Below are 24,404 nucleotides of genomic sequence, written 5' to 3'. Positions count from 1 at the left end.
CGCGCTTCGTCTCGCGCGAGGTGAAGTACGTGTACGACTGCGAGACGCCGCCGGCGCGAGCGACGGGAACTGCGCGCGGCGCACGTCGTCGAGGGAATCTTCGCGTTTCATCATCCGTGGGCTCCCGAAGGTCGTCGGGCGTCGTCCGGTCCGGGCGCGGCCGCCCGCGCGGCGCCCGGAGACGGCGCGAGCCGCCAGATCGCATACGGCCGTACGTGCGGATCGAGCGACACGTACTGGCGATGGCCGCGCCAAGTCTGCGCGTGCGCGGCATCCAGTTCGAGCGCGTCGAGCGGTTCGCCGTCGGCGAGCCCGAAGCCGCGCCACAGCGCCGCGTCGAGCGTGAAGTTCGCGGCCTGCGGATGCCACGGGTCGAGGCTGATCGCGACGACGACGACGCTGTCGAACGCCGGCGTCGCCTTGACGAACACGAGCACGGCGTCGTTGTCCGCGTCGGCGAACGTCAGGCCGAGATGCGTCTGCAGCGCCGGGTGATCGCGCCGTGCGCGGTTCAGCCGCGCGACTTCGGCGCCGATGTGCGCGGCACGGCTCCAGTCGCGCGCGCGCAGCTCGTACTTCTCCGCGTTCGCGTATTCCTCGCTGTCCGGCAGCGGCGCCGATTCGCCGAGCTCGAAACCCGAGTACATGCCCCATGAACCGGCCAGCGTCGCCGCGAGCGCCGCGCGGATCACGAACTGCGTGCGCGGCGCGTTCTGCAGGTGGCGCGGGTTGATGTCGGGCGTGTTGACGAAGAAATTCGGCCGGAAGAACTCGCGTGCGGGCCCGGCCGTCAGCTCGGTCAGGTAGTCGATGAACTCGCGCTTCGTCTCGCGCCAGGTGAAGTACGTGTACGACTGCGAGAAGCCGACCTTCGCGAGCCGATACATCATCGCCGGCCGCGTGAACGCTTCGGACAGGAACACGACGTCCGGATGCCGGCCGCGCATGTCGGCGATCATCCACGCCCAGAACGGCAGCGGCTTGGTGTGCGGGTTGTCGACGCGGAAGATCCGCACGCCCGCGTCGACCCAGAACTGCACCGCGTCGCGCAGCGTGAGCCACAGGCCGGGCAGTGCATCCGGCGCGTAGAAATCGGGGTTCACGATGTCCTGGTAGCGCTTCGGCGGATTTTCCGCATAGCGCAGCGAGCCGTCGGGCCGCCACGCGAACCAGCCCGGATGCGCGGCCAGCCACGGGTGGTCGGGCGAGCACTGGATCGCGAAATCCAGCGCGATCTCGAGCCCGTGAACGCGCGCGGTCTCGACCAGCGCGCGGAACGATTCGAGCGTGCCGAGCTGCGAATGCACGGCCGTGTGGCCGCCGTCGGGCGAGCCGATCGCGTACGGGCTGCCGACCTCGTCGGGGGCGGCTTTCAGGCTGTTGTTGCGGCCCTTGCGCGCGGTGGTGCCGATCGGGTGGATCGGCGGGAAATACAGCACGTCGAAACCCAGGTCGCGAATGCGCGGCAATTGCGCGATCACGTCGTCGAACGTGCCGTGCCGATGCGGATCGTCGCTCGCCGAGCGCGGGAACATCTCGTACCAGCTCGAGAAGCGCGCCGCGCGGCGCTCGACGTCGACCGGATACACGGTCTCGTCGTGCGTGACGAACGGGCGGTAGCGCAGTGCGGCGAACGCGTCGGCCAGCGACGGCGCGCCGAGCAGCGCGAGCCGTTCGGCGGGCGGAGCGTCCCTGAACTCGGCGACGAGGCGTTCCATGTGCGGGACCGCGCGTGCATCCGCCGGATCGGCGAGCTTGAGCGCGGTCGCGAGCAGCAGCTGGGCTTCGCGCAGTTCGAGCGTCACGTCCTGGCCGGCCGCGTGTTTCTTCGCGACGTCGTCGGCGAGCGACGCCCAGTCGTCGCGCCACGCGATCACGCGAAATGCGTGGCGGCCGACCCGGTCGAGCATGATGCGCGCGTGCCAGCGGTCGTTCGGTTCGGCTTCGAACGGCACTTCACGCCAGTCGTCGTCGCCTTCCGCGCGCCACTGGAGCGCGGCCGCGAGATGCGCGTGCCCGTCGGAGAAGATCGATGCATGCACGACGAGCGGTTCGCCGATCACGCGCTTGACCGCGAAGCGGCCGCCGTCGACCGACGGCTCGACGCGCTCGATCGCGATCCGGTCGGCCGCGAGCGCGGCCGACAGCACCGTGCGTTCGCGCGCGGCGTCGGGGCGCGTCGTGACGGGCGGGGCGCGCCGGGCATCCAGCAGCGCGTGCGCGCCGGGCCCGAGCATGAAGGCTTCGAGCGCGGCAGGCGGGTGGGTTGGCGTGCCGTCCCGCGTCACGACGCGCGTGAAGCTGCCCGGCACGCCGGGCAGGATCGCGGCGGGATCGACGGTTGTCGCCGTGTCGAGGTCGGGATTCAACGCGATCAGCAGTGCCGCTTCGTCGTGTTCGAGCGACGGCCCCGTGCCGCGCAGCAGCACCGTCGCGGTGGCGCCGGGCGCGCTCAGCTGCGCGATCTCGCCGCGCGCGGCCGCCACGGGCGTCGCGCGACGCCACGCGTTCGCATCGGCGATCGCACCCGACAGGTCGAAGCGCGCGCGCTCGAACGCGGTGCGGTAGCGGTCGGCATCCGCGTCGCGCGACATCAGCGGCAGCGTGACACCGCGCTCGAAGCCCATCGGCGCGAGCCAGCCGGTGCCGACGGCCGCGGCCGTCCACAGTGCGCGGCGATACGCGCGTGCGACGGTGTCGTCCGGTGCGTCGGGCCAGTCGTCGGCGAGGCGCGGGCCGTCGAACGCATCGGGAAACGCAATCGGCGAGCCGATGCGCCGCAGCAGCCGGTGTTCGTCGGCGAACCACGGTGCGTGGAGATCCCACCAGCGCACCGACGAGAACACCGCATCGAACCCGGCCGCTTCGAGCTGCGCGAGCGCGTCGCGTGCATGGCCGGGCACGCCGGCGAGCACCGCGGCGTCCGGGCGCGCGCGGCGCAGCGCCGCGCGCCAGCCGGGCCACCAGTCCGCCGGCAGATGATGCGGCGCGTCGACCAGGAAGCCGGCCGCGCCCGCGTCCGCAAAGGCGGCGAGGTGCGCGCACCACCAAGCCGACAGCGCGTCGCGCGCCGCATCGTCGCCGAGGTTGGCGTGCACGACATCCAGCGCGTGCGCGGTGCCGCGCGGGTCGATCAGCGCATCGTCGTGCGTGCGCTCGACGTACCAGTCCGGATGCGCGGCGCGCAGCGGGTTCTCGCGCGCGATGCGGTCCGGCACGACTTCGAGCAGCATGCGCAGCCCGTGGCCGTGCGCGAGCTGCGCGAGCCGCGAGAACGTTTCGAGCGCGCTCGCGCGCGTCGCGAACGTGTGGGCCGGGCGATGGAAATCGGCCACGTGGCGCGGGAAGCCGGCCACGCTCGCGGCCCAGAACGACCCGACCAGCACGTGATCGAAGCCCATTCCCGCGATATGCGCGCAGGTCTGCCCCCACGCGTCGAGCGGCCCGACGAGGCGGGCGTCGCAGAAATAGATATGCGGAGCGAAGGTCGGCGTGGAGTCCATGGCGCGGAGCGTGCGGGCGGCGGCGGTCGATAACGCCGGGTTGCCGCAACGCGTGTGCCTGCCGCGCGGAGTCCGGCGCGGCAATGGTCAGGCGGGATGCCGGCGCCGGCGGGCTGTCGTTTTTACATGACCGCTGTACTGCCGCTTGCACTTACATGCGCGGGATGGAGCGGATATCCGTGCTGTCGCCCGCGGCGCGATCGTCGTCCGTTTCGGGAAGCGGCATGCCGGGGTCGTAGCGCGCCATGGCGCCGTGTTCGATCCGGTGCGCGAACGGCGGCGGTGCGTCGACCTCGTCGCCGAAGCGCGCGCGCACGAATGCGCGCAGCAGCGCCACGCGTGCGTTGGCGGCACGCGCGCCGCAGGCGGACGGCCCGTCGATGAAGGTCGCGTCGCATTCGACGCTGTCGCCGTGGTGTGCGATCCGCAGGTCGTCGACGCGATCGAGCACGGCGCCCGCGTCGGCCCACGACGCCGACGGCGCGAACGGCGCGTCGAGGCGCCTCAATGCGTCGCAGGCGGCCGTCACGACGACCGCCGGCGCGACGGACGTGAAACGCAGCGTGTCTTCGTCATCCGCGCACAACGCGCGTGCGCACCAGTAGTCGAGATCCTTTCCGCCGAGTGCGTCGGTTCGCATGGGCAAGCTCCGCTGGACCGGAAAGGTTTTCAACGCGCAATCGACGTTCCCGTCGCGCGCATCCGCGCGACGAGCGGGTAGTGGTCGGATGCGTGCCGCGCGCGCATGCTGCGATGCACGATCACGTCGATCAGCAGTTCGCCCGGGTGGATCCAGATCCGGTCCAGCGAGAACACCGGATACAGCGTCGGGAACGTGCGCGGTGCGGGCGCGCGCCGGAACCGCGTGACGAGCGCCTGCAGCGCGCGGCCGCGCACGAACCATTCGTTGATGTCGCCGAGCAGGATCACCGGCATCGCGCCGGTGTCGAATGCGGCGAGCAGCCGTTGCACCTGCGCGCTGCGTTCGCTTGCCGACAGGCCGAGATGGGTCGCGACCACGCGGATCGTGCCCGCGCCGCAGTCGATGTCGGCATCCAGCGCGCCGCGCGGCTCGCGCTGATGGAACGACAGGTCGAGCGTGCGCGCCGCCCGGATCGGGCAGCGCGACAGCACCGCATTGCCGTAGCGGCGCTCCGGCGTGTCGATCGTCGGGCCGGCTACCGCGTGCATGCCGGTCGCGTCGCGCAGGTGCGCGAGCACGTCGGGCGCGCGCGTGCCGCCGAGCGGCACTTCCTGCAGCGCGATCACGTCCGCGTCGAGTTCGTCGATCACGGCCGCGATCCGGTCGGCCGCGCGCGCCGGCCACACGCCGTAGCCGCCGCGGATGTTGTACGTCGCGATCCGCAGGTCGCGCCCGCCCGGCGCCGCGGCGGGCGGGCCGTCGGCCATGACGACTTCGGGCGGCGCCGCCGCGTGTCGGCTCAGCGCCATCGCCGCAGCACCCTGATGAGGATCGCCGATACGCCGACCAGCGCGATGCCGATCGCCGCAAGCCATGCGAACGCGCCCGGCCGCGGATGGCTGAGCGCCGCGGTCAACTGGTGCGCGAACGTAACCGTCAACACGATGCCGGGCAGCATCCCGATCGCGGTGCCGACCAGGTAGTCGCGCAGGCCGATGTGCGACGCGCCGGCGACGAGGTTCACGACGGTAAACGGCGCGATCGGCAACAGCCGCAGCACGGCCATCGCGACCACGCCGCGCCGGCCGATGCGTTCGCTCAGCCGGTTCGCACGCGCGCCGGCGAGCCGGCGCACCGCGTCGCGGCCGAGCCAGCGGCCGAGCCCGTAGGTCGCGGCGGCGGCCGCCATCGAGCCGAGGCCCGCATACGCGAAACCGGGCCACGCGCCGAACACGAGCCCGGTCGCGGCGATCAGCAGCGTGATCGGCACCGCGAACGTCGCCGCGACCACATAGCCGGCGAGCAGCAGCGCGGGCGCGGCCGGTCACTGCGCGATGCCGGCCGCCGCGTGCGACAGCGAAGCGACATTCAGCCGCGCGCCCAGCGGCGAGAAGCGCCACACGAGCGCCAACGCGGTGATGGCGAGCACGATCGCGCCGAGCACGAAGAACCGCGCGCTCAGCGAGCGATGCTGTTCGCGCGGCACGAATTCGCGGACGAATCGGTCGGGTTCGATCGGCTGCTCGGGATCGAGCCGCGTGCTGACCGGCACGAGCGCGTCGAGTTGCGGTGCGACGGCCGGATCGAGCGTGCGCAGCGTGCGGCCATGCTTCGCGCGCAGCCGGTCGAGCACGGCGTTCGGCCGGTCGGCGCAGGCGAATGCGGCGGCAACCGCGGCGGGTGTCGTGCCGAGATGCTCGGCCAGCAGCCGCTCGCGCGTGCCGGCGATCGCCGCGCGGATGCGCGCGTCGCCGGCCGCGACGAGCGCGATGCAGCATTCGGTGTCGAGCAGCATCGAGCGGTTGTTCAGGTTCGCGCTGCCGATGACCAGGCATTCGTCGTCGACGATCGCGAGTTTGCTGTGCACGTTCACGCACGCGTCGCCGAGCCCGTCGACGTGCGGATACAGCAGCCGGTAGCGGCCGAAGCGGTCGGCCGCCGCGAGCGTCGCGTGCAGCCGCGCGCGCAGCACGCCCATCGTCGCTTCCTGCAGCCAGCCGCTCTGCACGCGCGGTGCGACGACCGTCACGTCCGGCCCGTGCGCGTCGGCGAGGCGCGCGGACAGCGTCTCCCGCACGACCGCCGCGGTGAAATACTGGTTCTCGACGTACAGGTGCCGGCGCGCGGCGCGGATCGCGTCCCCGACGAGCGCGCGCACCTGCAGCACCGGCTCGCGGCCGCCGTGGCGCGGCGCCGTATACGCGATGCCGAGCCGCACGTCGCGCACGTCGACGCGCGCATCGGGCGGCCACGGATCGTCGTCCGGCCGGTCGAGATGCCGCTGCGCGCGGATCGCGATCGGCCGCCCGCACGCGTGCAGCCAGCGCGTGCGCGCCTGCTCGCCGATCGCGGCGGCCGCGTCGCCGTCGAACATCGCCTGCACGTCGTGGAACGGCGCGTACGGCATCCCGTGCTCGTCGCGGCGGCGCGGGTCGCCGGCCGCATGCGCGGGCGTGTCCCAGCGCGCGCGCGTGAGGTCGAGGCCGCCGACGAACGCGAGCCGGTCGTCGATCACGACGAGTTTCTGATGATGCGACGCGCCGCGCGGATGCGTGTCGTCGAGCCGAAAGCGGATGCCGCGATGCGCGTGCCAGCCGGCGCGATACACGGGCGGCCAGTCGCGCTCCAGCGCGTAGATCATCGCGAAGTCCCTCGCGAGCACGTAGATGCGCAGGTTGTGCCGCGTGGAGGCGAGTGCGTGCAGGAACGCAGCGAGCGTGTCGGGGAAGGCGTCGCCATCGCCGGCGCCGCCCGGCGCAAGCCGCATCCGGCTGTCGACGTCCCAGCCGACGATGAATACCGTATGGCGTGCCCGCAGCAGCGCGGCGCGCAGCGTCGCGAAATACGCATCGCCGTCGACGAGCGTCGCGAAGCGGTCCGCATGGCAAATCGCGTCGCAGTTGCGGCCGCGTTCGAGCAGGCCGTGTCGCGACGCGTCGCCCGGCGGCAGCGCGGCGGCCGCCGCATCGTCCGGGCCTGCCGTTGCGATGGCGGCGAGCCGCACGCTCCTGCGGTCCGGCGCGATCATCGTGCGTCGACGTCCCGGTCGCCGTCGATGCGCTGCAGCAGCGCGCCGCAGCGGGCGCGCAGCGCCTGCAGCTCCGGCGAACGGGCGTCGAGCCGCACGCGTTCGCCGTTTTCGAGGCCGTGCTCGACCGCGATCTCGTAGATCTCCTGCGCGATCGTCGCGGCCGCGCTCGCGATCCTGACCCGGTCGAGCCAGCCGCATTCGGCGTGATGGCACGCGAGCCACGCGCGCAGCGCACCGACGCGCTGGCTGATGGTGAGCCATCCGCCGAACCGCATGCGGGCGGCCAGCTCGCTCGTCACCAGATAGGAGAGCAGGTCGGTCTGGGTCACACGAAGCTCCTTGACGAAGTGTCGGGGCGGCAGGTCCGCACGCCGGCGATGTTCAGCAGCGTCTTGCCGAGCGCCGCAAATTCCGGTCCGCTTGTGCGCGAGAACGGGGCCGGGACGTTGTCGGTGTCCGGATCGTCGTCCGACTGCTGGACGATGAACCGCTTCACGCGCACGCGTCCCGCGCCGGGTGTATCGTGCAGCGTGCCGAGCGTGAGATCGCTATGCTCGACGACGAGCGCAGCGTGCGCGGTTGACGCTGCGCGATGAGGCGGCATTCGAGCCGCGAGCATCACGAGTGCCGGGTAGCGTGGCCGGTAGCAGGCGTCCGACGCGTTCGAGGTGCCCGATCATGATGTGGATTCCTTCCGTTTCACCCAGGCGCGTACCGGTAGCGGTTCGACGCGAAATGGGGACGTAAGGGGGCGCAAGGCGCGTGCCGGCCGGGCACGCTGCGTGCGAGCAGGGCGGCCGGCGCGCGCGGCGATCGGGCGGCGCGCATTTTTTGCATCGTTATCGCAGATAAGCACAGGAGGCCATCGTGCAACATCAACAGGATGCACAGGTTCGCGACCCGTATCGCGGTCACGAGATCCTCGTATGGGCGCGGCGCAACGATAGCGGCGCATGGCGCGACGAGGTGCAGGTGTATGTCGGCGGCGAGCGCATCGAGCTGGTCGAGCCGGCCGCCGCCGGCCCCGAATGGCTGACCGAGAACGAAGCATTGCGCGCGGGCGTCGAGCGCGGCCGTTACCTGATCGACAAGCGCGTCGACGACGATTGACCGGGACGCATCGACGCGCGATCCGCGCACCCGCGCCGTCTGCCGGTACGACCCCGGCCGCGCGCGTGGCCTTGCCTGCAGCCGCTACGAAATCGACGTGAACCCGGCCGGCCGCATGCTGTTCGCCGTGCCGGCCGCGTGAAGCGCGCGGGAACTTCGATCCGGCGAAGGCGACCCCGACGAAGCGGACGGGCTACGGCCGCGCGGCAATTTCATCCAGATGCCACAGCAGATCCGCCGGATCGTCGTACACGCGCAGCGCGCCCGCGCGTTCCAGTTCGTCGCTGCCGTAGCCGCCCGACAGCAGCCCGACGCCGAGCGCGCGGCAGCGGCTGGCGGCGAGCATGTCCCAGATGCTGTCGCCGACGACCACCGTGTGTTCGATCGGCACGTTCAGTTGCGCGGCCGCGGTCAGGAACAGGTCGGGGTCCGGTTTCGCATATTTCACCTGGTCGCGCGTGACGACGACGTTCTTTGCCGGATCGACGCCGAGCGCCTCGAGATTGATGGCGGCCGTTTCCATCCGCCCGCTGGTGGCGATCGCCCAGCGGATGCCCGCGCTCGACAGCGCGGCCAGCAGCTCGCGCGCGCCCGGCAGCGGCCGAACCTGCGCGCGCAGCCGCTGGTACGCGGCCGCATGCAGCCGGGCGAGCCGTTCGACGCGCTCGGCGTCGATGTCGCCCGCCGTCTCGCGCAGCAGCTGGTTCAGGAACAGGCCGCCGCTCATCCCGATCTTGCGGTGGATGCGCCACACCGACAGTTCGATGCCCTCGGCATCGAGCGCTTCCTTCCACGCGAGCACGTGCTGATAGACGCTGTCGACGAGCGTGCCGTCGAGATCGAACAGAAAAGACGTTTCAATGCGCATGTGAATCTCCTGGCTCGATAGGGTTCGAGCGAATCGTCGATGAAAATCCTGCCGACACATTATCGGCGCGCGGCCATGTCATGGCGATGTCCCGTGGCTCCAACGTGCCGCGCCGTGCCGCGACGAGTCAGGCGCCGCTGGTACAATCGCGCGATGCGCGGGGCCGGACTTTTCCGCGCCGTACGCGCCCCCAACCCTCGTCGATTCCAGGTATGGCAACACCGGACGCCGTCAGTTCCAGTCAATCGTGGTGGGGCGTATGGGCCCTGGCACTCACCGCCTTCATCTTCAATACCACCGAGTTCGTCCCCGTCGCGCTGCTCAGTGCGATCGGCGACAGCCTGCACATGCAGCCGACCGACGTCGGCCTGATGCTGACGATCTATGCGTGGGCCGTCGCCGTCGTGTCGCTGCCGCTGACGCTGGTCACGCGCCATGTCGAGCGCCGCAGGCTGCTGGTCTGGGCGCTGGTGGCGTTCATCGTCAGCCATATCGTCACCGGTATCGCGTGGAATTTCGCGGTGCTGATGGCCGGCCGGCTGGGCATCGCGTGTGCGCACGCGGTGTTCTGGTCGATTTCCGTCCCGCTCGCCGTGCGGCTCGCGCCGAGCGACCGGAAAAGCCGCGCGCTCAGCATGCTGGCGATGGGCACGTCGATCGCGATGGTCGCCGGCATTCCGCTCGGGCGCGTGATCGGCGAGGCGTTCGGCTGGCGCGTCACGTTCCTGATCATCGCGGGCGCGGCGGGCGTTGCGTTGCTGCTGCTGCGCGCGACGTTGCCGGAACTCCCGAGCCAGGGCGCCGGATCCGTCGGCAGCATCGGCGTGTTTCTGCGCAAGCCGGCGCTGGTGGCGCTGTACGCGATCACCGTGCTCGTCGTGTCCGCGCATTTCACGTCGTACACGTACATCGAGCCCTTCGTCCAGAGCGTGAACCACGCGAGCAGCAGCCGGATCACGTATGTGCTGATCCTGTTCGGCATTGCCGGCATGCCGGCCGCGATCTGCTTCAATCGCGTCTATCCGCACCGGCCGGACGATTTCCTGCTGGCGTCGATCGTTGCGTTGTCGGGATGCCTGCTGATCCTGTTCCCGTGCGCGCTGAACATCGTCACGCTGTCTGTGCATACGCTGGTCTGGGGCGGGGCGATCGTCTGTTTCGGCCTCGCGATGCAGGCATGGGTGCTGAAGCTGGCGCCGGAGGGGACCGACCTGGCCGTGTCGATCTTCTCGGGCCTGTACAACGTCGGCATCGGTGCCGGCGCGCTGCTCGGCAACCATATCGCGGGCGACTTCGGGCTGCCGTGGGTCGGCACCTTCGGCGGCGTGGTCGGCGCGTTCGCGGTCGGGCTCGCGTGGCTCGCGTTGCGTCTTCACGCGAAACGGGCGATGGCGGAGTCGACACCGACCGCCGGCGTGCAGTGAAGCGAAGGCGGCAGCGGCCCGATGCATTTGCTTCCCGTGCGAACCGGGATGCGCGAACCGACAGCGCGCAGTCATTTCGCGCTGTCGGTCCGGTTACGCGACGATGAGCCGCCACGGAATTCAGGTTCGCGCTTCAGGTGTCATGCAATCGAATAGCCGCCGTCGGCCACGAGCGCATGCCCCGACACATAGCTGGAATCGTCCGATGCGAGGAACGCGACGATCGTCGCCATTTCCTCGGCGGACCCCCACCGTCCTGCCGGTGTCGCTGCGGCAAAGCCCTGCCGTGCATCGTCCGACGGCCAGATGCCGCGATGATGGAACGGCGTTTCGATCAGCCCGGGGCACAGTGCGTTGACGCGGACGCCTCGCTTGAACCACTCGATCGAAGCCGTCTTCGTCATCCCGATCACCGCGTGCTTGCTCGCGATATAGACCGACGCATTCTCGAAGCCAATGAGCCCGCCCATCGACGCATTGTTGATGATGCTGCCCGAGCCCTGACGCAGCATGATTTCGGCCGCGTACTTCATCGAATTGAACACGCCGCGCACGTTCGGTTCGAACACCATGTCGAACCGTTCGGCATCCTGCTCGAGCAGCGGCGCGAACACGCCTTCCGTGCCGGCATTGTTGAACGCGATGTCGAGGCGTCCGTAGGTCGATACCGTGAAATCGAAGAGCGTGCGGAGCGCGTCTTCATTCGCGACGTCCGCAACGAAGGCCTTCGCTTCGCCGCCGGCGGCCGTGATTTCCTCGACCAGTCGATCCAGTTCGGTCTTGCGCCGTGCGGAAACGACGACCTTCGCGCCGCGCCGCGCGAGTTCGATCGCGGATGCGCGGCCAATGCCGGAACTCGCACCCGTCACCAGTGCGATGCGGCCCTCGAGTTGAGCCGGATATGTGCTTGCGTTCATGATGAGATTCCCCAGAGTGGTTGACCATTCACGTCGAAACGACGTCTGACGCTCATTGTGGTCGTTCGCCGGTCGCAAAAAAATGGAACAATGGCGCATTCAGAATTCCCGTTTCGGGAATTAAAATCGCTTCTTCGCGAGCGTCAAAAGGGTTCCTCATGCTCAACCGGCTCGACATCCTGAAGATCTTTTCCGCGGCGGCCGCGGCGCCCACGTTCCGCGAGGCGGCCGCGCGGCTCGGGGTGTCGCCGCAGGTCGTGACGCGCGCGGTGCGCGAACTGGAAGAGATGCTGGGCGAAACCCTGTTCCATCGGACGACCCGCAGTATCCGGATTACCGCCTTCGGGCAGTCGTTTGCGCTTGAAGCGCAGGCGGCGCTTTCTGCCGTCGACGGGCTGTTCGGGCCCGCGAACGCTCAGGTCGACGAGCCGGTCGGCGTCGTCAGGATCACGGCCCCGTCAGGCATGGGGCGTCATTATGTCCAGCCGATCCTGACCGATCTCACGCAGCGGTATCCGGGTCTCGTGCCCGACCTGAGGCTGTCGGATGTGCCTTCGCCGGTGGTCGACGAACAGATCGACATCGGCGTGCGGGTCGGGGCGATCGGAGATAACCGCTTTGTCGCGCGAATGGTCGGGCCGTTGCCGATGTGGGTCGTTGGCGCCCCGTCGCTGATCAAACGGCTGGGCGAGCCGAAAAACCTCAAGGCACTCGAATCGATGCCGGTGACGTGCCTGATCGACCGCGCGAGCGGTCGGGCGTGGCCGTGGATTTTTCGCGGGGAGCAGCAATTCAAGCCCGCGTCGCCGGCCTATCTGACCGACGACGCCGAGGCTGAGATCGAGGCCGTGTGCGCAGGGCTGGGATTCGGCCAGTGCTCGGAATATCTCGTCCGGCCGACCATCAAGAAGGGGCGCCTGGTGCGGTTGCTGTCGAGCCTCGAACCCGAGCCGTGGAAGTTGCACGTCTATCGGCCGCGGCGTGGCCCGATGCCCAGTCGCATCCGGGTGGTGTACGACGAACTGGTGGCGAAGCTGGCGCAGGCAACGTGGCGAGGATAGGCGGCACCGCCGGGTCGAGTCGGCGTACCGACCGGGTAGTAAAGGCGGTCGCGTCATGCTCCGGGTGCGGACCTGACGACGTCCGTCTCCACGCGCCGGAAGGCATGTGGAAAGCCGACATATTGCGGCATCGCCATGGGGCAGACGCACCCGCGTCGGTGCCCGATGATCGACTGGAGACCCTGCATGCCGATACCCCGGATTGAAAACGCGCGACGCCATGGGCGATCCCGATGTCGTTTATGTGAACCCGGATCATGTGCTCTGGATGTCGCTGCCGCGCGCCGCGCAGCGGCGGCCGGACAGCATGGCCATCCGCGTGGACGACCGGGCCAAGGGCGGCACGCTGCTGATGGCCGATCATCCGCCGGCTACCCAGCTCCTGCATGACCTCGGCCCGTTCGTGACGGTGACGCTGGCGAACCCGTCGTCCGACTATCCGAACGGTCTCGCGCATATTTGTGCGCCTGCGATCGTCAAGATCGCGACGGACGAGCACGACAAGCCGCTGGCCGTCCGGACGCTTGGCCGGGTTCATGTCCAGGACGGCTCGGCTTTCAAGGTCAAGGATTACGCCGGCGTGGCCGTGCAATGGCAGGCGTCGGTCGCGGCGGCTGGCCGCTGACCGGATATTCACCGCTTGCGGGACGACGCAGCGGCCTGTCATGCCGCTGCCGCCCGGCCGGCTTTTCCCTCAGGAAAACCCTTGCTTCCCCGCGACGACCGCTGATTTCCGCGGTCGCTACCCGCCTGCAAGCGGCCACGGCGCAACGCTCGACCGTCCGCCTCCCGCATCCGTTCTCATCCCGCTCCAGCAAGGCTCTGCGCATCAATAACCAGCCAAAACAGGTATGGTGCATCGCACTAAAGCGCGAATATTCCCGTATTTCAATACCTTTCAGGTATTGAAATACGGGACTAAAAGTATTGGACGGTGAATTTGCCCGGCGCGTATAAATCCGTCCCATGAACTCCCCACAAGCAGCGCGCCCCATGTCCACCGTCACCATCGAACGCATCGAAACCCGTCTCGTCGACCTGCCGACGATCCGCCCGCACAAGCTGTCGGTCGCGACGATGCACGGCCAGACGCTGATGCTCGTGAAGGTGTTCTGCAGCGACGGCGTGACGGGCATCGGCGAAGGCACCACGATCGCCGGCATGGCGTACGGCCCGGAAAGCCCCGAGGCGATGAAGCTCGCGATCGACACGTACCTTGCACCGGCGATCGTCGGCAAGGACGCGACGCGCATCCAGACGCTGATGGCGTTCGTCGGCAAGCTCGCGAAGGTCAACCACTTCGCGAAGAGCGCGCTCGAAACCGCGCTGCTCGACGCGCACGGCAAGCGGCTCGGCGTGTCGGTCGGCGAATTGCTCGGCGGGCGCCGGCGCGACCGCCTGCCGGTTGCATGGACGCTCGCTTCGGGCGAAACGGCCACCGACATCGCCGAAGCCGAACGGATGCTCGACCTGCGCCGCCACAACGTGTTCAAGCTGAAGATCGGCGCGAAGTCGCCGGACGCGGATATCCGGCACGTGGCCGAGATCAAGCGGGCCGTCGGCGATCGCGCGTCGGTGCGCGTCGACGTGAACATGGCGTGGAGCGAAACGCAGGCCGCGCGCGCGATTCCGGCGCTGGCCGATGCCGGCTGCGAGCTGGTCGAGCAGCCGGTCGCGTCGGCCGCGGCGCTCGCGCGCCTGATGCGCCGCTTCCCGGTCGCGCTGATGGCCGATGAAATCCTGCAGGGCCCCGACAGCGCATTCGACATCGCGAAGCATCACGGCGCGGACGTATTCGCGATCAAGATCGAACAGAGCGGCGGGCTGTTCGCGGCACAACGCGTGGCCGCGATCGCGGACGCGGCCGGCATCGAGCTGTACGGCGGCACGATGCTCGAAGGCGCGTTCGGCACGGTCGCTTCCGCGCACCTGTTCGCGAGTTTCGCGAACCTGCAGTGGGGCACCGAACTGTTCGGGCCGCTGCTGATCACCGAAGAGATCCTGACGCAGCCGCTGGATTACAGCGATTTCGAACTGACCGTGCCGGACGGCCCCGGTCTCGGCATCGAACTCGACGAGGACAAGGTCAGGCGTTTCACCCGCGACGGGCTGACGAAAGTCGCGCGGTAACCCGAGTCACGCAAAGCCGTCATTCCCCCAAATACACGTGGAGACACCATCATGAGCGTCAAAGTTTTCGATACCCGGGAAGTGCAGGATCTGCTGAAGGCCGCGTCGAACGCCGGCGGCAACGGCGGCAGCGCGCGCACGCAGCAGATCGTGCTGCGCCTGCTCGGCGACCTGTTCAAGGCGGTCGACGATCTCGACATCACACCCGACGAAGTGTGGGCCGGCGTCAACTACCTGAACAAGCTTGGTCAGGATGGCGAAGCAGCGCTGCTCGCGGCCGGCCTCGGCCTCGAGAAGTATCTCGACATCCGGATGGATGCCGAGGACAAGGCCGTCGGCCTCGACGGCGGCACGCCGCGCACGATCGAAGGGCCGCTGTATGTGGCGGGCGCGCCGGTGCGCGACGGCGTATCGAAGATCGACCTCGACGCGGACGAAGGCGCGGGCCCGCTCGTGATCCACGGCACGGTGACCGGCCTCGACGGCAAGCCGGTAGCGGGCGCGGTGCTCGAATGCTGGCACGCGAACTCGAAGGGCTTCTACTCGCACTTCGACCCGACCGGCGCGCAGACCGAATTCAACCTGCGCGGCGCGGTGAGGACGGGCGCCGACGGCAAGTACGAATTCCGCACGCTGATGCCGGTCGGCTATGGCTGCCCGCCGCAGGGCGCGACCCAGCAGTTGCTGAACGGCCTCGGCCGCCACGGCAACCGCCCGGCGCACGTGCACTTCTTCGTCGACAGCCACGACCACCGCAAGCTGACGACGCAGTTCAACATCGCCGGCGATCCGCTGATCTGGGACGACTTTGCGTATGCGACGCGCGAGGAACTGATCCCGCCGGTGGTCGACAAGACCGGCGGCACGGCGCTCGGCATGAAGGCCGATGCGTACCAGGACATCGAGTTCAACTTCGTGCTGACGCCGCTGGTACAGGGCAAGGACAACCAGATCGTCCACCGCCTGCGCGCAGCCGCGACGGCCTGACCGCCCGCCGGCGCGGCGCGCATGCGCCGCCGCCGGCCGGGTCCCCCAGAGATTCAACCGATACCGATGCGAGCGTGCGTTGCAGGACGCGGCACGCGCATGGGAGGAGCCAACATGTCCGCCACCCTCGACCAATCCAACGAACTGGATCACCTGCTTGCCACCGCCGTGCAGGATGACAAGGAGGCCGGCGTATTCCGCTGCCGCCGCGACATCTTCACCAATGCCGAGCTGTACGAGCTCGAGATGAAGCACATCTTCGAGAGCAACTGGGTGTATCTGGCGCACGAAAGCCAGATCCCGCACAACAACGACTACTACACGACGTGGATCGGCCGTCAGCCGGTGGTCGTCACGCGCGACAAGGCCGGCGAGCTGCACGCGGTCATCAATGCGTGCGCGCACAAGGGTGCGATGCTGTGCCGCCGCAAGCACGGCAACAAGGGCAGCTTCACGTGCCCGTTTCACGGCTGGACGTTCTCGAACACCGGCAAGCTGCTGAAGGTGAAGGACGAGAAGACGACCGAGTATCCGGTGCAGTTCAACACGAACGGGTCGCACGACCTGAAGAAGGTCGCGCGCTTCGCGAACTATCGCGGCTTCTTGTTCGGCAGCCTCAGCGCCGACGTGCTGCCGCTCGAGGATTACCTCGGCGAAACGCGCGTGATCATCGACCAGATCGTCGACCAGGCGCCGAACGGGCTCGAAGTGCTGCGCGGCAACTCTTCCTACATCTACGAAGGCAACTGGAAGATGCAGATGGAGAACGGTTGCGACGGCTACCACGTCAGCACCGTGCACTGGAACTACGCGGCGACCATGGGCCGCCGCAAGGAAGACGGCACCAAGGCCGTCGACGCGAACAGCTGGAGCAAGTCGGTCGCGGGCGTGTACGGCTTCGACAACGGCCACATCCTGCTGTGGACGAAAACGATGAACCCGGAAGTGCGGCCCGTGTACCAGCACCGTGAAGAGATCAAGGCGCGCGTCGGCGACGTGCAGGCCGATTTCATCGTCAACCAGACGCGCAACCTGTGCGTGTATCCGAACGTGTTCCTGATGGACCAGTTCAGCACGCAGATTCGCGTCGTGCGGCCGCTCGGCGTCGACAGGACCGAAGTCACGATCTTCTGTTTCGCGCCGAAGGGCGAGAGCGAAGCCGACCGTACGCTCCGTATTCGTCAGTACGAGGATTTCTTCAATGTGACGGGCATGGGTACCGCCGACGATCTCGAGGAGTTCCGCGCATGCCAGGCAGGCTACGCGGGCATCACGGCGATGTGGAACGACCTGTCGCGCGGCGCGCCGCTGTGGGTCGACGGCCCGGACGAGAACGCGAGGAAGATGGGGCTGAACCCGCGCATTTCCGGCGAGCGCAGCGAGGACGAAGGGCTGTTCGTGTGCCAGCACGAACACTGGGTGCAGGTGATGCGCGATGCGCTGAAGAAGGAACGCGGGGAGGTGGCGGCATGAACTTCGATTACCGGACTATCTGCGCCGCGTTGTATCGCGAAGCGCGCCTGCTCGACGATCGCCAGTGGGACGAGTGGCTGACCTGTTACGCGGAAGACGTCACGTACTGGATGCCCGCATGGGACGACGACGATCGGCCGACCGACGACCACCAGAGCCAGATCTCGCTGATGTACTACCCGGATCGCGGCGGCCTCGAGGATCGCGTGTTCCGGATCAAGACCGAGCGCAGCGGCGCGTCGACGCCCGAGCCGCGTACCAGCCACAACGTGACGAACGTCGAGGTGCTGGCCGAACGCGGCGACGAGGCCGACGTGCGCTACAACTTTCACACGCTGAACCATCGTTACCGCGTGACCGATCACTTCTTCGGCACGATGTTCGTCACGTTGCGCAGGGCGGGCGACGCGTGGCTGATCTCGTACAAGAAGATCGTGCTGAAGAACGACTACATCCGGCAGGTGCTCGACGTCTATCACGTCTGACGCCGTTGTTTTGTCATGAAGGGAAGTGGAGGTGATGCCATGTCCAGCTACAAGATTGCACTGAATTTCGAGGACGGGGTGACCCGCTTCATCGACTGCAAGGCCGGCGAGAAAGTCCTCGATGCGGCTTTCCGCGCGAAGATCAACTTGCCGATGGACTGTTCCGACGGCGTGTGCGGCACCTGCAAATGCCGCGCCGAAAGCGGCAGCTACGACCTCGGCGAAGACTACATCGACGACGCGCTCACCGAAGACGAAAAGGACGGCGGCCTCGTGCTGACCTGCCAGATGGTGCCGCAAAGCGATTGCGTGATCGCGGTGCCGACGTCGTCGGTCGCGTGCAAGACCGGCCACAGCGGGTTCGCCGCGACGGTGACCAAGGTCGAGCAGCACAACGATGCGGCCGTCGTGCTCGAACTCGACGTCGGCGCGGCCGCGCCCGTGTTTCTGCCGGGCCAGTACGTGAACATCGACGTGCCCGCGAGCGGCCAGCACCGTTCCTATTCGTTCTCGTCGGCGCCGGCCGATGCGAAGGTCAGCTTCCTGATCAAGAAGATTCCCGGCGGCGTGATGAGCACGTGGCTCGAATCGGCGCGGCCGGGCGACAAGCTGGAGCTGCACGGGCCGCTCGGCAGCTTCTACCTGCGCGACGTGCAGCGGCCGCTGCTGCTCCTCGCGGGCGGCACGGGCCTCGCGCCGTTCCTGTCGATGCTCGAGGTGCTGGCGCGTACCGGTTCGCGGCAGAAGGTGCACCTGATCTACGGCGTGACGCGCGATCTCGATCTCGTGCTGGTCGACGCGATCGAAGCGTATGCGGCGAAACTGCCGAACTTCAGCTTCGCAACCGTCGTCGCGGACGCCGGGTCGGGCCATCCGCGCAAGGGCTGGGTCACGCAGCACATTCCGGCCGATGCGCTGAACGACGGCGACGTCGACGTCTATCTGTGCGGGCCGCCGCCGATGGTCGACGCGGTGCGCACGTACTTCGACGACGAAGGCGTGAAGCCGAACAGCTTCCACTACGAGAAGTTCACCCCCAACGTCACGGCAAAGGCGGCATGATCATGCAACGATTCTCGGGCAAGGTCGTCGTCGTTACCGGCGCGGCGCAGGGCATCGGCCGCGGCGTCGCGCTGCGCGCGGCGGCCGAAGGCGGCAAGGTGCTGTTCGTCGATCGCGCGGATTTCGTCGCCGAGGTGGCGGCCGAAGCGATGGGCGGCGAGACAGGCGGCGAGACGGCCGGATTCGTCGCGGATCTCGAAACCTACGAAGGCGCGCACGCGGCGATCGCGTGTGCGGTGCAGACGTTCGGCGGCATCGACATCCTGATCAACGGCGTCGGCGGCGCGATTCGGATGCGCCCGTTCGCCGAATTCGAGCCGGCACAGATCGACGCGGAAATCCGCCGCTCGCTGATGCCGACGCTCTACACGTGCCACGCGGCGCTGCCGCACCTGCTTGCGCGCGGCGGCGGCACGATCGTCAACATCTCGTCGAACGCGACGCGCGGGATTCGCCGCGTGCCGTATTCGGCGGCGAAAGGCGGCGTCAATGCGCTGACGGCGGCGCTCGCGATGGAATACGCGGAGCACAACATCCGCGTCGTCGCGACCGCGCCGGGCGGCACCAGCGCGCCGCCGCGCCGCGTGCCGCGCAATGCGGCCGGCGACAGCGAGCAGGAACAGGCGTGGATGAGCGAAGCCGTGCGGCAGGTGACCGATTCGACGTTCTTCAAGCGTTACGGCAGCCTCGACGAGCAGATCGCGCCGATCCTGTTTCTGGCATCCGACGAGGCGAGCTACATCACCGGCACGGTGCTGCCGGTCGCGGGCGGCGATACGGGCTGAGCGGTGTGCCGCTTGCCTTTATTCATCGACAATCAACCGGCCGGCGCCGAGACGCCGGCCACGGAGACATCCATGCGTGATCGCAAAGCCATCGTTCCGGCGGGAATGGAAGCGGTGTACGAAAAAATCGGCTACGCGCCGGGCCTGCAGGTCGGCGATACGCTTTACGTGTCCGGCCAGATCGGCCGCGACGCGGCGATGCAACTGGTCGACGGCCGCGAAGCGCAGATCGTGCAGGCGTTCGAGAACCTGAAACGTGTGCTGGACGCGGCCGGCGCATCGTTCAACGATGTGGTCGACCTGACGACGTTCCACACCGACATGCGCGACCTGCCGCTGTTCATGCAGGTTCGCGACCGTTACATCGATGCGCATCCGAAGCCGGCGTGGACGGCGGTCGGCGCGCACATGCTGGGCGGGTCGCCCGGTTATATCGTCGAGATCAAGGCGGTGGCGGTGCTGCAACGGTGATCGCCGATGGTGCTCGACTTGTCAGGAATCCGGCGTATGCCGTTGGCGTCGATTGCGTACGGGATCAATCCTCCGAATGCGCGAATTCCCTCAGGCCTTCAAGATCCAGGATGTGCACCGCCCCGTATTCAGCGAGGATCAGGCCTGCATCGGCCAACGTGCGAAGCGCGCGATTGGCGTTCTGGCGGGAGAGCCCCGAAAGCCTGCCGATCTCTTCCTGCGAGAAGCCCAGCGTCATCGCCGTAGCAGGATACAACTGCCGGTTGAACAGCTCGGTCAGGCAAAACGCCACGCGGGCGGGCGCCTCGTGTATGCGCAAGTTTTGAACCAGACCGATGTAGTAGCCGCATCGGGCGTTGAGCTGGTCGATCACGTAGCGGCTGAACGTGTGGCTGTTCTCCAGGAGCCAAAGAAATGTCGAACGAGGCATGAAGGCCAGCCGGCTGTCCCGGACCGCGGTGACGGAGTAGGCGCGAGGTTCTTCCTTCAACACGCTGCCTTCCCCGAACCACGAGCCTGCCGGGATACCTGCGAACGTTACGACACGTCCTTTTTTCGACGCGGTATCGACTTTGACTATTCCTTCGATCACACCGAGCCAATGGTCCACGGCGTCGCCCCGGTGGCAAGCAATTGCACCGGGACTGTAAGACCTGTCGAAGCAATCGCGCTTGACTATCTCCCTTTGGCCATCGGTCAGATTGCCGTACCAGGAGCAGCGGGCGAGAAAGTCGTCGACGGCAAGGCCTTCGGATTTGCCGGGACCTTCGTCATGTTTGCGGACGCCGAGATCTTCCGAGTTGCAGGGCCGGGTTATCTCCGCGGCCGGAGGCGCCGCTTCCCGCTTTGCCTTGATGGTTTGCATGCCACAAAGTTGATTCATCGTTCGGAACAGTAGCGTGCCGTTGCGTGAGGGCTCTTTGCGCCACGGATCACGTGGTGCGAAGAGCCGTGCGCCGTCCGGAAAATCTGGAGGTGTCGATCGATCCGTTAAATAGAATTCAAGTTCGCTTAAGAGTAGATTCCGGCATACTGGCTGTCAAGAAGCGGGCGATAGGTGTTTGTACCGGCACATTGCAAACCCATGCTCGATTTTTCGCATAGGCGTATCATTCGCGACGTACAGGGGCTCAACGGTCAGACGATTCGACGTCAGTGATCATGGTCGTGCATGGAAGAACGACGGGATTCCAGCATGCGCTTCAGATGTGACGGTAAATGAAATGGAAATTCTAGGTAGTCCGGCGCGTGTTCGCGTTCGCCGCAGAGGGGCCGACAAGCATCCGTTGATCGTGAAAGCTGCTCGCGATCTGGTTGCCGAAGTGGGGTTTCGCGACGCGCAAATGTGTGCGATCGCGGAAGCCGCCGGGATAGCGATCGGCACGCTGTACCGCTATTTCGCATCGAAGACGGACCTGATGGTCGAGGTGGTCAAGACGACGGCGCAGCGTGAAGTCGATGTTGTCGCGGGCATCGCCATGCGCGACGGCACAGCCGCAGAGCGGCTAGGCGCCGCGGTCTGGACTTTCGCCAGCCGCGCGTTGCGAGGGCGGCGCCTGGCCTATGCGCTGGTTGCCGAACCTGTCGAGCCCGATGTCGAGGCAATGCGCCTGACCTATCACAGGGCGTTGGCGAGGGTATTCAAGACCATCATCGAGCAGGGGATGGCGGATGGAGAGTTCCCGGCACAAGATGCGATGGCTTCGGCGGATTGCATTGTCGGGTGTCTTTTCGAGGGACTGGTCGTCCCGTTAACCAGCAGCGCCGCGCCCGATGCAGAGCAGATGAGCGCCCACGTGACGGCTATCATCACGTTTTGCTTGCGTGGAGTTTCCGGCTCGCAGGTACTGCCGGTAACGGTCGCGCGGTAGCGACATCGTCTGCGGGGACGCGGCAGGCACGGTTCGCCGGCATCTCCCGCAGGGGCCCGGTACGATTGCGGCTTCGAATGCCCGCGCTGCGTCCTCTTCGCTGGCGATCTTGCAGCTTCGGCGCGTGAACGCGAACCCTGATCACCAGGTATCGATGCGCCGTTATCGATCGGCATCGACCGGGCCCCACCCTGGAATGAATCGTCTAGCTGCTGGCGGACGACGTGGCATCGAGGCGCGTCGGAGCCATGTCCGCATCGCGCAGAGATGCCGCGCTGCGGCGATGGTCGATCATCGTGACCGCGATGGTGCCAAGTACGCCCGCAAAAGCGATTGCCAGAAAATTCTGTTCGAGGGGCAGGCGCATTGTGACCAACATGCCGATCAGCACGGGCGCGGCAATCGCGCCAAGGCGACCGACGCCCGACGCGAACCCGACGCCCGTCGATCTGATCACCGCAGGGTAGAACTCCCCGGCATACGCGTAGGCCAGGAGTTGGGTTCCGAGCGTCGAGCCGCCCACCACGAACACGATCAGGAACAGCAGTTCGGTGGACCTGGTATACCCCATCAACGCCAGCGAGACGGCTCCCGCAGCATAGAATGCAACCAGCACATACTTGATGTTGTACTTGTCGCCAAGCCACCCTCCGCCGACTGCACCTACGACGGCACCGACGTTGAAGACGAGTACGAACGTCAATGCCGACCCCAGGCTGTAGCCCGACATTGCCATGAGTTTCGTCAGCCAGGAACTCAGCGCGTACACCATGAAGAGGCCCATGAAGAACGCAATCCAGATCATGACCGTGCTGAATCCGCGGCCATCGCGGAACAGGCTCGCCACGGGCGTGCTGCCCATTGCCTGTTGCGGTATGACGAACCGATCGCCGGGGTGAAGCCGGACATTCGGTGCAATCTTCCGAATCATCCTTGCGATCTTCTCGGTGCGATTTTTCCGTACCAGGAAAGCGAGAGAATCGGGCATCGTCATCAGGATGAACGGGATAAGCAACACCGGTGTCCCGGCAATGAAGAAGACCGATTGCCAGCCATAGGATTCGATCATCTGCTTGCCGGTCAGCGCGACGAGAATCCCGCCGATCGAGTAGCCGGCAAACACGATCGTCACGAGGCGCGCCCGGATGGCACGCGGTGCGAACTCACCCATCTGCGCGGTTACGATCGGAAGAACGCCGCCGATTCCCAGGCCGGCCAGAAACCGGGTGATGCCAAAGGACACGGGATCGTGTGTGAGACCGGCCGCAGCGGTAAAGACGCTGAATAACCCGATGCATGCACAGATCGAAATCGGACGACCGATCTTGTCAGCCAGTGTTCCGAGGTAAATGGCGCCGAACATCATGCCGAACAGTGCCGAGCTCGCCATGAAGCCGGCTTTTGCGGCATTGACGCCCATATCCTTCATGATCGACGGCAGCGCCGCGCCGACGACGGCGAGGTCGTAGCCGTCGAGCACCAGGATCAGCACACACCAGAACAGAATGACGCCGTGAAACCGGGAGAGCCTTGCGCCCTGAACAATCTTCTGAACATCGATGTCGTTACTCATTGTCTCCTCCATTTCCTTATGGATTTCGTGGATGCTGCAAGCGACCGCTCTGTGGGCGGATTCAGGTGGTGTGATAGACGGTGAAAGAGGAAGAGGGCGCTCGCTCGGAGACGAGTGCGTTTTCAATGCGGCTTTCGTCCGCATAGCCCATGCTCATTCCGATCAGGAACATTTCGCCGGACTCGAGAGCAAGCTCTTTCTCGATGATCTTGTGATACTTCATGAAGGCGGCCTGCGGGCACGTGCTGATGCCATGGGTGCGCGCGACGATCATGATGTTCTGCAAGAACATCCCGTAGTCGAGCAGACTGCCCTGCTGCATCACGCGGTCGATGGTGAAGAACAGCCCGACGGGCGCATCGAAGAATTGGTAGTTGCGGCCGTGCTGTTCGCGCATCCTCGATTTGTCTTCTTTCTGGATACCGAGCAGCCCGTATAGCGTCCATCCGAGCGCGCGACGCCGGTCGATGTAGGGTGATACCCATTCGTTCGGGTAGTAGTCCCACTCATCGGCGTGCATGTCTGCCAGCGACGGATCGGCGTCGATTTTTTTGATCGCGTTGCATACGCGATCTCGAGCCGCGCCGGTGACGACGTGGACTTTCCACGGTTGAATGTTCACGCCGGTTGCCGCGTAGCGAGCCACGTCAAGAATTGCCTTGATGGTCGCCTCGGGCACTGGCGTCGGGAGATAGGCTCTTGCGCTGCGTCGCGTGGTAATTGCCCATTCAACGGCCGACCGGATCGCTGACAGTTCATCCGGCGGTGCTGCTACTCGTTCCATCTACGACCTCGCTATCCAGTCATGCGGACCGCATGTCCACACGACGAGAGTAGCCATCTACCTCCGGCACCAATGTCTTGCACAAGACAATCGGCGTTTCGCTTCGATGAAATTTTCATGCTCCGCGGGAATGTCTCGGGGGTGACATTTCGCCTGCCGAACCTTCTCTAGACTGCTGTAGCAGATCAAAGACGGGATGCCTGGAAGGACGAGCATTCATAAACCG

21 protein-coding genes and 2 pseudogenes are annotated in these 24,404 nt (G+C 66.9%); 12 read left to right on the top strand and 11 right to left on the bottom strand.

What is annotated here, in order from left to right; translation table 11 throughout:
* Positions 1-110: 110 nt before the first annotated feature.
* The 6 genes and pseudogenes from ACNQQL_RS14365 to ACNQQL_RS14340 all read right to left on the bottom strand — a co-directional run.
* Complete coding sequence (locus ACNQQL_RS14365; protein WP_347064485.1) at positions 111-3,503, bottom strand: maltotransferase domain-containing protein; 3,393 nt, start codon at positions 3,501-3,503, stop codon at positions 111-113.
* 151 nt (positions 3,504-3,654) lie between these two features.
* Positions 3,655-4,143 carry a phage protein NinX family protein gene (locus tag ACNQQL_RS14360; RefSeq protein ID WP_072437868.1) on the bottom strand — a complete coding sequence of 163 codons (489 nt, stop codon included), beginning with the start codon at positions 4,141-4,143 and terminating at the stop codon, positions 3,655-3,657.
* Positions 4,144-4,172: 29 nt separating this feature from the next.
* Complete coding sequence (locus tag ACNQQL_RS14355) at positions 4,173-4,955, bottom strand: endonuclease/exonuclease/phosphatase family protein (protein ID WP_347064484.1); 783 nt, start codon at positions 4,953-4,955, stop codon at positions 4,173-4,175.
* Positions 4,946-7,174, bottom strand: a pseudogene (locus ACNQQL_RS14350) (VTT domain-containing protein). Before ACNQQL_RS14350 ends, ACNQQL_RS14355 begins: the two are co-directional and overlap by 10 nt.
* The gene (locus tag ACNQQL_RS14345; RefSeq protein WP_347064483.1) at positions 7,171-7,506 is read right to left on the bottom strand and encodes a hypothetical protein; all 336 of its coding nucleotides are present in this window, start codon (positions 7,504-7,506) and stop codon (positions 7,171-7,173) included. Before ACNQQL_RS14345 ends, ACNQQL_RS14350 begins: the two are co-directional and overlap by 4 nt.
* Positions 7,503-7,786: pseudogene (locus ACNQQL_RS14340) on the bottom strand (MgtC/SapB family protein); the annotation flags it as partial. The pseudogene ACNQQL_RS14340 and the gene ACNQQL_RS14345, both read right to left, overlap by 4 nt.
* 258 nt (positions 7,787-8,044) lie before the next feature.
* On the opposite strand from ACNQQL_RS14340, the gene ACNQQL_RS14335 reads away from it, so the two are divergent.
* Positions 8,045-8,287 (top strand): DUF6566 family protein, encoded by a 243-nt coding sequence (locus tag ACNQQL_RS14335; protein ID WP_034184441.1) that lies wholly within the window; start codon positions 8,045-8,047, stop codon positions 8,285-8,287.
* A 193-nt stretch (positions 8,288-8,480) separates the two neighbouring features.
* On the opposite strand, the gene ACNQQL_RS14330 is transcribed toward ACNQQL_RS14335, so the two are convergent.
* Positions 8,481-9,155: an HAD family hydrolase gene (locus tag ACNQQL_RS14330; RefSeq protein ID WP_047904178.1), complete on the bottom strand. Its 675-nt coding sequence runs from the start codon at positions 9,153-9,155 to the stop codon at positions 8,481-8,483.
* A gap of 212 nt (positions 9,156-9,367) precedes the next feature.
* Between ACNQQL_RS14330 and ACNQQL_RS14325 the strand changes: the two genes are divergently transcribed.
* Positions 9,368-10,579, top strand: coding sequence for a sugar transporter (locus ACNQQL_RS14325; RefSeq protein ID WP_347064482.1), 1,212 nt, complete (start codon positions 9,368-9,370; stop codon positions 10,577-10,579).
* Positions 10,580-10,719: 140 nt separating this feature from the next.
* Here the strand turns inward: ACNQQL_RS14325 and ACNQQL_RS14320 are convergent, their stop codons facing one another.
* Complete coding sequence (locus ACNQQL_RS14320; RefSeq protein ID WP_347064481.1) at positions 10,720-11,496, bottom strand: glucose 1-dehydrogenase; 777 nt, start codon at positions 11,494-11,496, stop codon at positions 10,720-10,722.
* 158 nt (positions 11,497-11,654) lie between these two features.
* Here ACNQQL_RS14320 and ACNQQL_RS14315 point away from each other — a divergent pair, with 158 nt between their 5' ends.
* The 9 genes from ACNQQL_RS14315 to ACNQQL_RS14275 all read left to right on the top strand — a co-directional run bounded on the left by ACNQQL_RS14315 (position 11,655) and on the right by ACNQQL_RS14275 (position 19,950).
* Positions 11,655-12,557 (top strand): LysR family transcriptional regulator, encoded by a 903-nt coding sequence (locus ACNQQL_RS14315; protein WP_347064480.1) that lies wholly within the window; start codon positions 11,655-11,657, stop codon positions 12,555-12,557.
* A 202-nt stretch (positions 12,558-12,759) separates the two neighbouring features.
* Entirely contained in the window at positions 12,760-13,182 is a 423-nt protein-coding gene (locus ACNQQL_RS14310) for a hypothetical protein (RefSeq protein WP_347064479.1), read from the top strand.
* Positions 13,183-13,550: 368 nt separating this feature from the next.
* Positions 13,551-14,687, top strand: a complete 1,137-nt coding sequence (locus ACNQQL_RS14305; protein ID WP_347064478.1) for a muconate/chloromuconate family cycloisomerase — start codon at positions 13,551-13,553, stop codon at positions 14,685-14,687.
* Between the two features lie 51 nt (positions 14,688-14,738).
* A complete protein-coding gene (gene catA / locus ACNQQL_RS14300) occupies positions 14,739-15,674 on the top strand; it encodes a catechol 1,2-dioxygenase (protein WP_347064477.1) in 936 nt (311 codons plus the stop codon).
* 114 nt (positions 15,675-15,788) lie between these two features.
* The gene (locus tag ACNQQL_RS14295) at positions 15,789-17,147 is read left to right on the top strand and encodes a Rieske 2Fe-2S domain-containing protein (protein ID WP_347064476.1); all 1,359 of its coding nucleotides are present in this window, start codon (positions 15,789-15,791) and stop codon (positions 17,145-17,147) included.
* The gene (benB, locus tag ACNQQL_RS14290; RefSeq protein ID WP_347064475.1) at positions 17,144-17,632 is read left to right on the top strand and encodes a benzoate 1,2-dioxygenase small subunit; all 489 of its coding nucleotides are present in this window, start codon (positions 17,144-17,146) and stop codon (positions 17,630-17,632) included. Before ACNQQL_RS14295 ends, benB begins: the two co-directional genes overlap by 4 nt.
* 39 nt (positions 17,633-17,671) lie before the next feature.
* Positions 17,672-18,694: a benzoate 1,2-dioxygenase electron transfer component BenC gene (benC, locus tag ACNQQL_RS14285; protein WP_347064474.1), complete on the top strand. Its 1,023-nt coding sequence runs from the start codon at positions 17,672-17,674 to the stop codon at positions 18,692-18,694.
* Positions 18,691-19,479 (top strand): benzoate diol dehydrogenase BenD, encoded by a 789-nt coding sequence (benD, locus tag ACNQQL_RS14280; protein WP_347064473.1) that lies wholly within the window; start codon positions 18,691-18,693, stop codon positions 19,477-19,479. The genes benC and benD overlap by 4 nt, the downstream gene beginning before the upstream one ends.
* Positions 19,480-19,551: 72 nt before the next feature.
* A complete protein-coding gene (locus ACNQQL_RS14275; protein ID WP_072437883.1) occupies positions 19,552-19,950 on the top strand; it encodes a RidA family protein in 399 nt (132 codons plus the stop codon).
* Positions 19,951-20,014: 64 nt separating this feature from the next.
* Here the strand turns inward: ACNQQL_RS14275 and ACNQQL_RS14270 are convergent, their stop codons facing one another.
* The gene (locus tag ACNQQL_RS14270) at positions 20,015-20,815 is read right to left on the bottom strand and encodes a Crp/Fnr family transcriptional regulator (protein WP_347064472.1); all 801 of its coding nucleotides are present in this window, start codon (positions 20,813-20,815) and stop codon (positions 20,015-20,017) included.
* A 358-nt stretch (positions 20,816-21,173) separates the two neighbouring features.
* Between ACNQQL_RS14270 and ACNQQL_RS14265 the strand changes: the two genes are divergently transcribed.
* Positions 21,174-21,821 (top strand): TetR/AcrR family transcriptional regulator, encoded by a 648-nt coding sequence (locus ACNQQL_RS14265; RefSeq protein ID WP_347064471.1) that lies wholly within the window; start codon positions 21,174-21,176, stop codon positions 21,819-21,821.
* 205 nt (positions 21,822-22,026) lie between these two features.
* On the opposite strand, the gene ACNQQL_RS14260 is transcribed toward ACNQQL_RS14265, so the two are convergent.
* Together ACNQQL_RS14260 and ACNQQL_RS14255 are read right to left on the bottom strand one after the other, a co-directional pair.
* Complete coding sequence (locus ACNQQL_RS14260) at positions 22,027-23,394, bottom strand: MFS transporter (RefSeq protein ID WP_347064470.1); 1,368 nt, start codon at positions 23,392-23,394, stop codon at positions 22,027-22,029.
* 61 nt (positions 23,395-23,455) lie between these two features.
* The gene (locus ACNQQL_RS14255; protein ID WP_347064469.1) at positions 23,456-24,178 is read right to left on the bottom strand and encodes a nitroreductase; all 723 of its coding nucleotides are present in this window, start codon (positions 24,176-24,178) and stop codon (positions 23,456-23,458) included.
* Positions 24,179-24,404 lie beyond the last annotated feature (226 nt).

Origin of the sequence: Burkholderia sp. LFS061 (genome assembly GCF_047978125.1) — a bacterium.
Taxonomy (GTDB): Bacteria; Pseudomonadota; Gammaproteobacteria; order Burkholderiales; family Burkholderiaceae; genus Burkholderia; species Burkholderia pyrrocinia_C.
The sequence above is the reverse complement of the archived record's forward strand: the minus strand, read 5'-3'. Positions and strand labels throughout refer to the sequence as shown.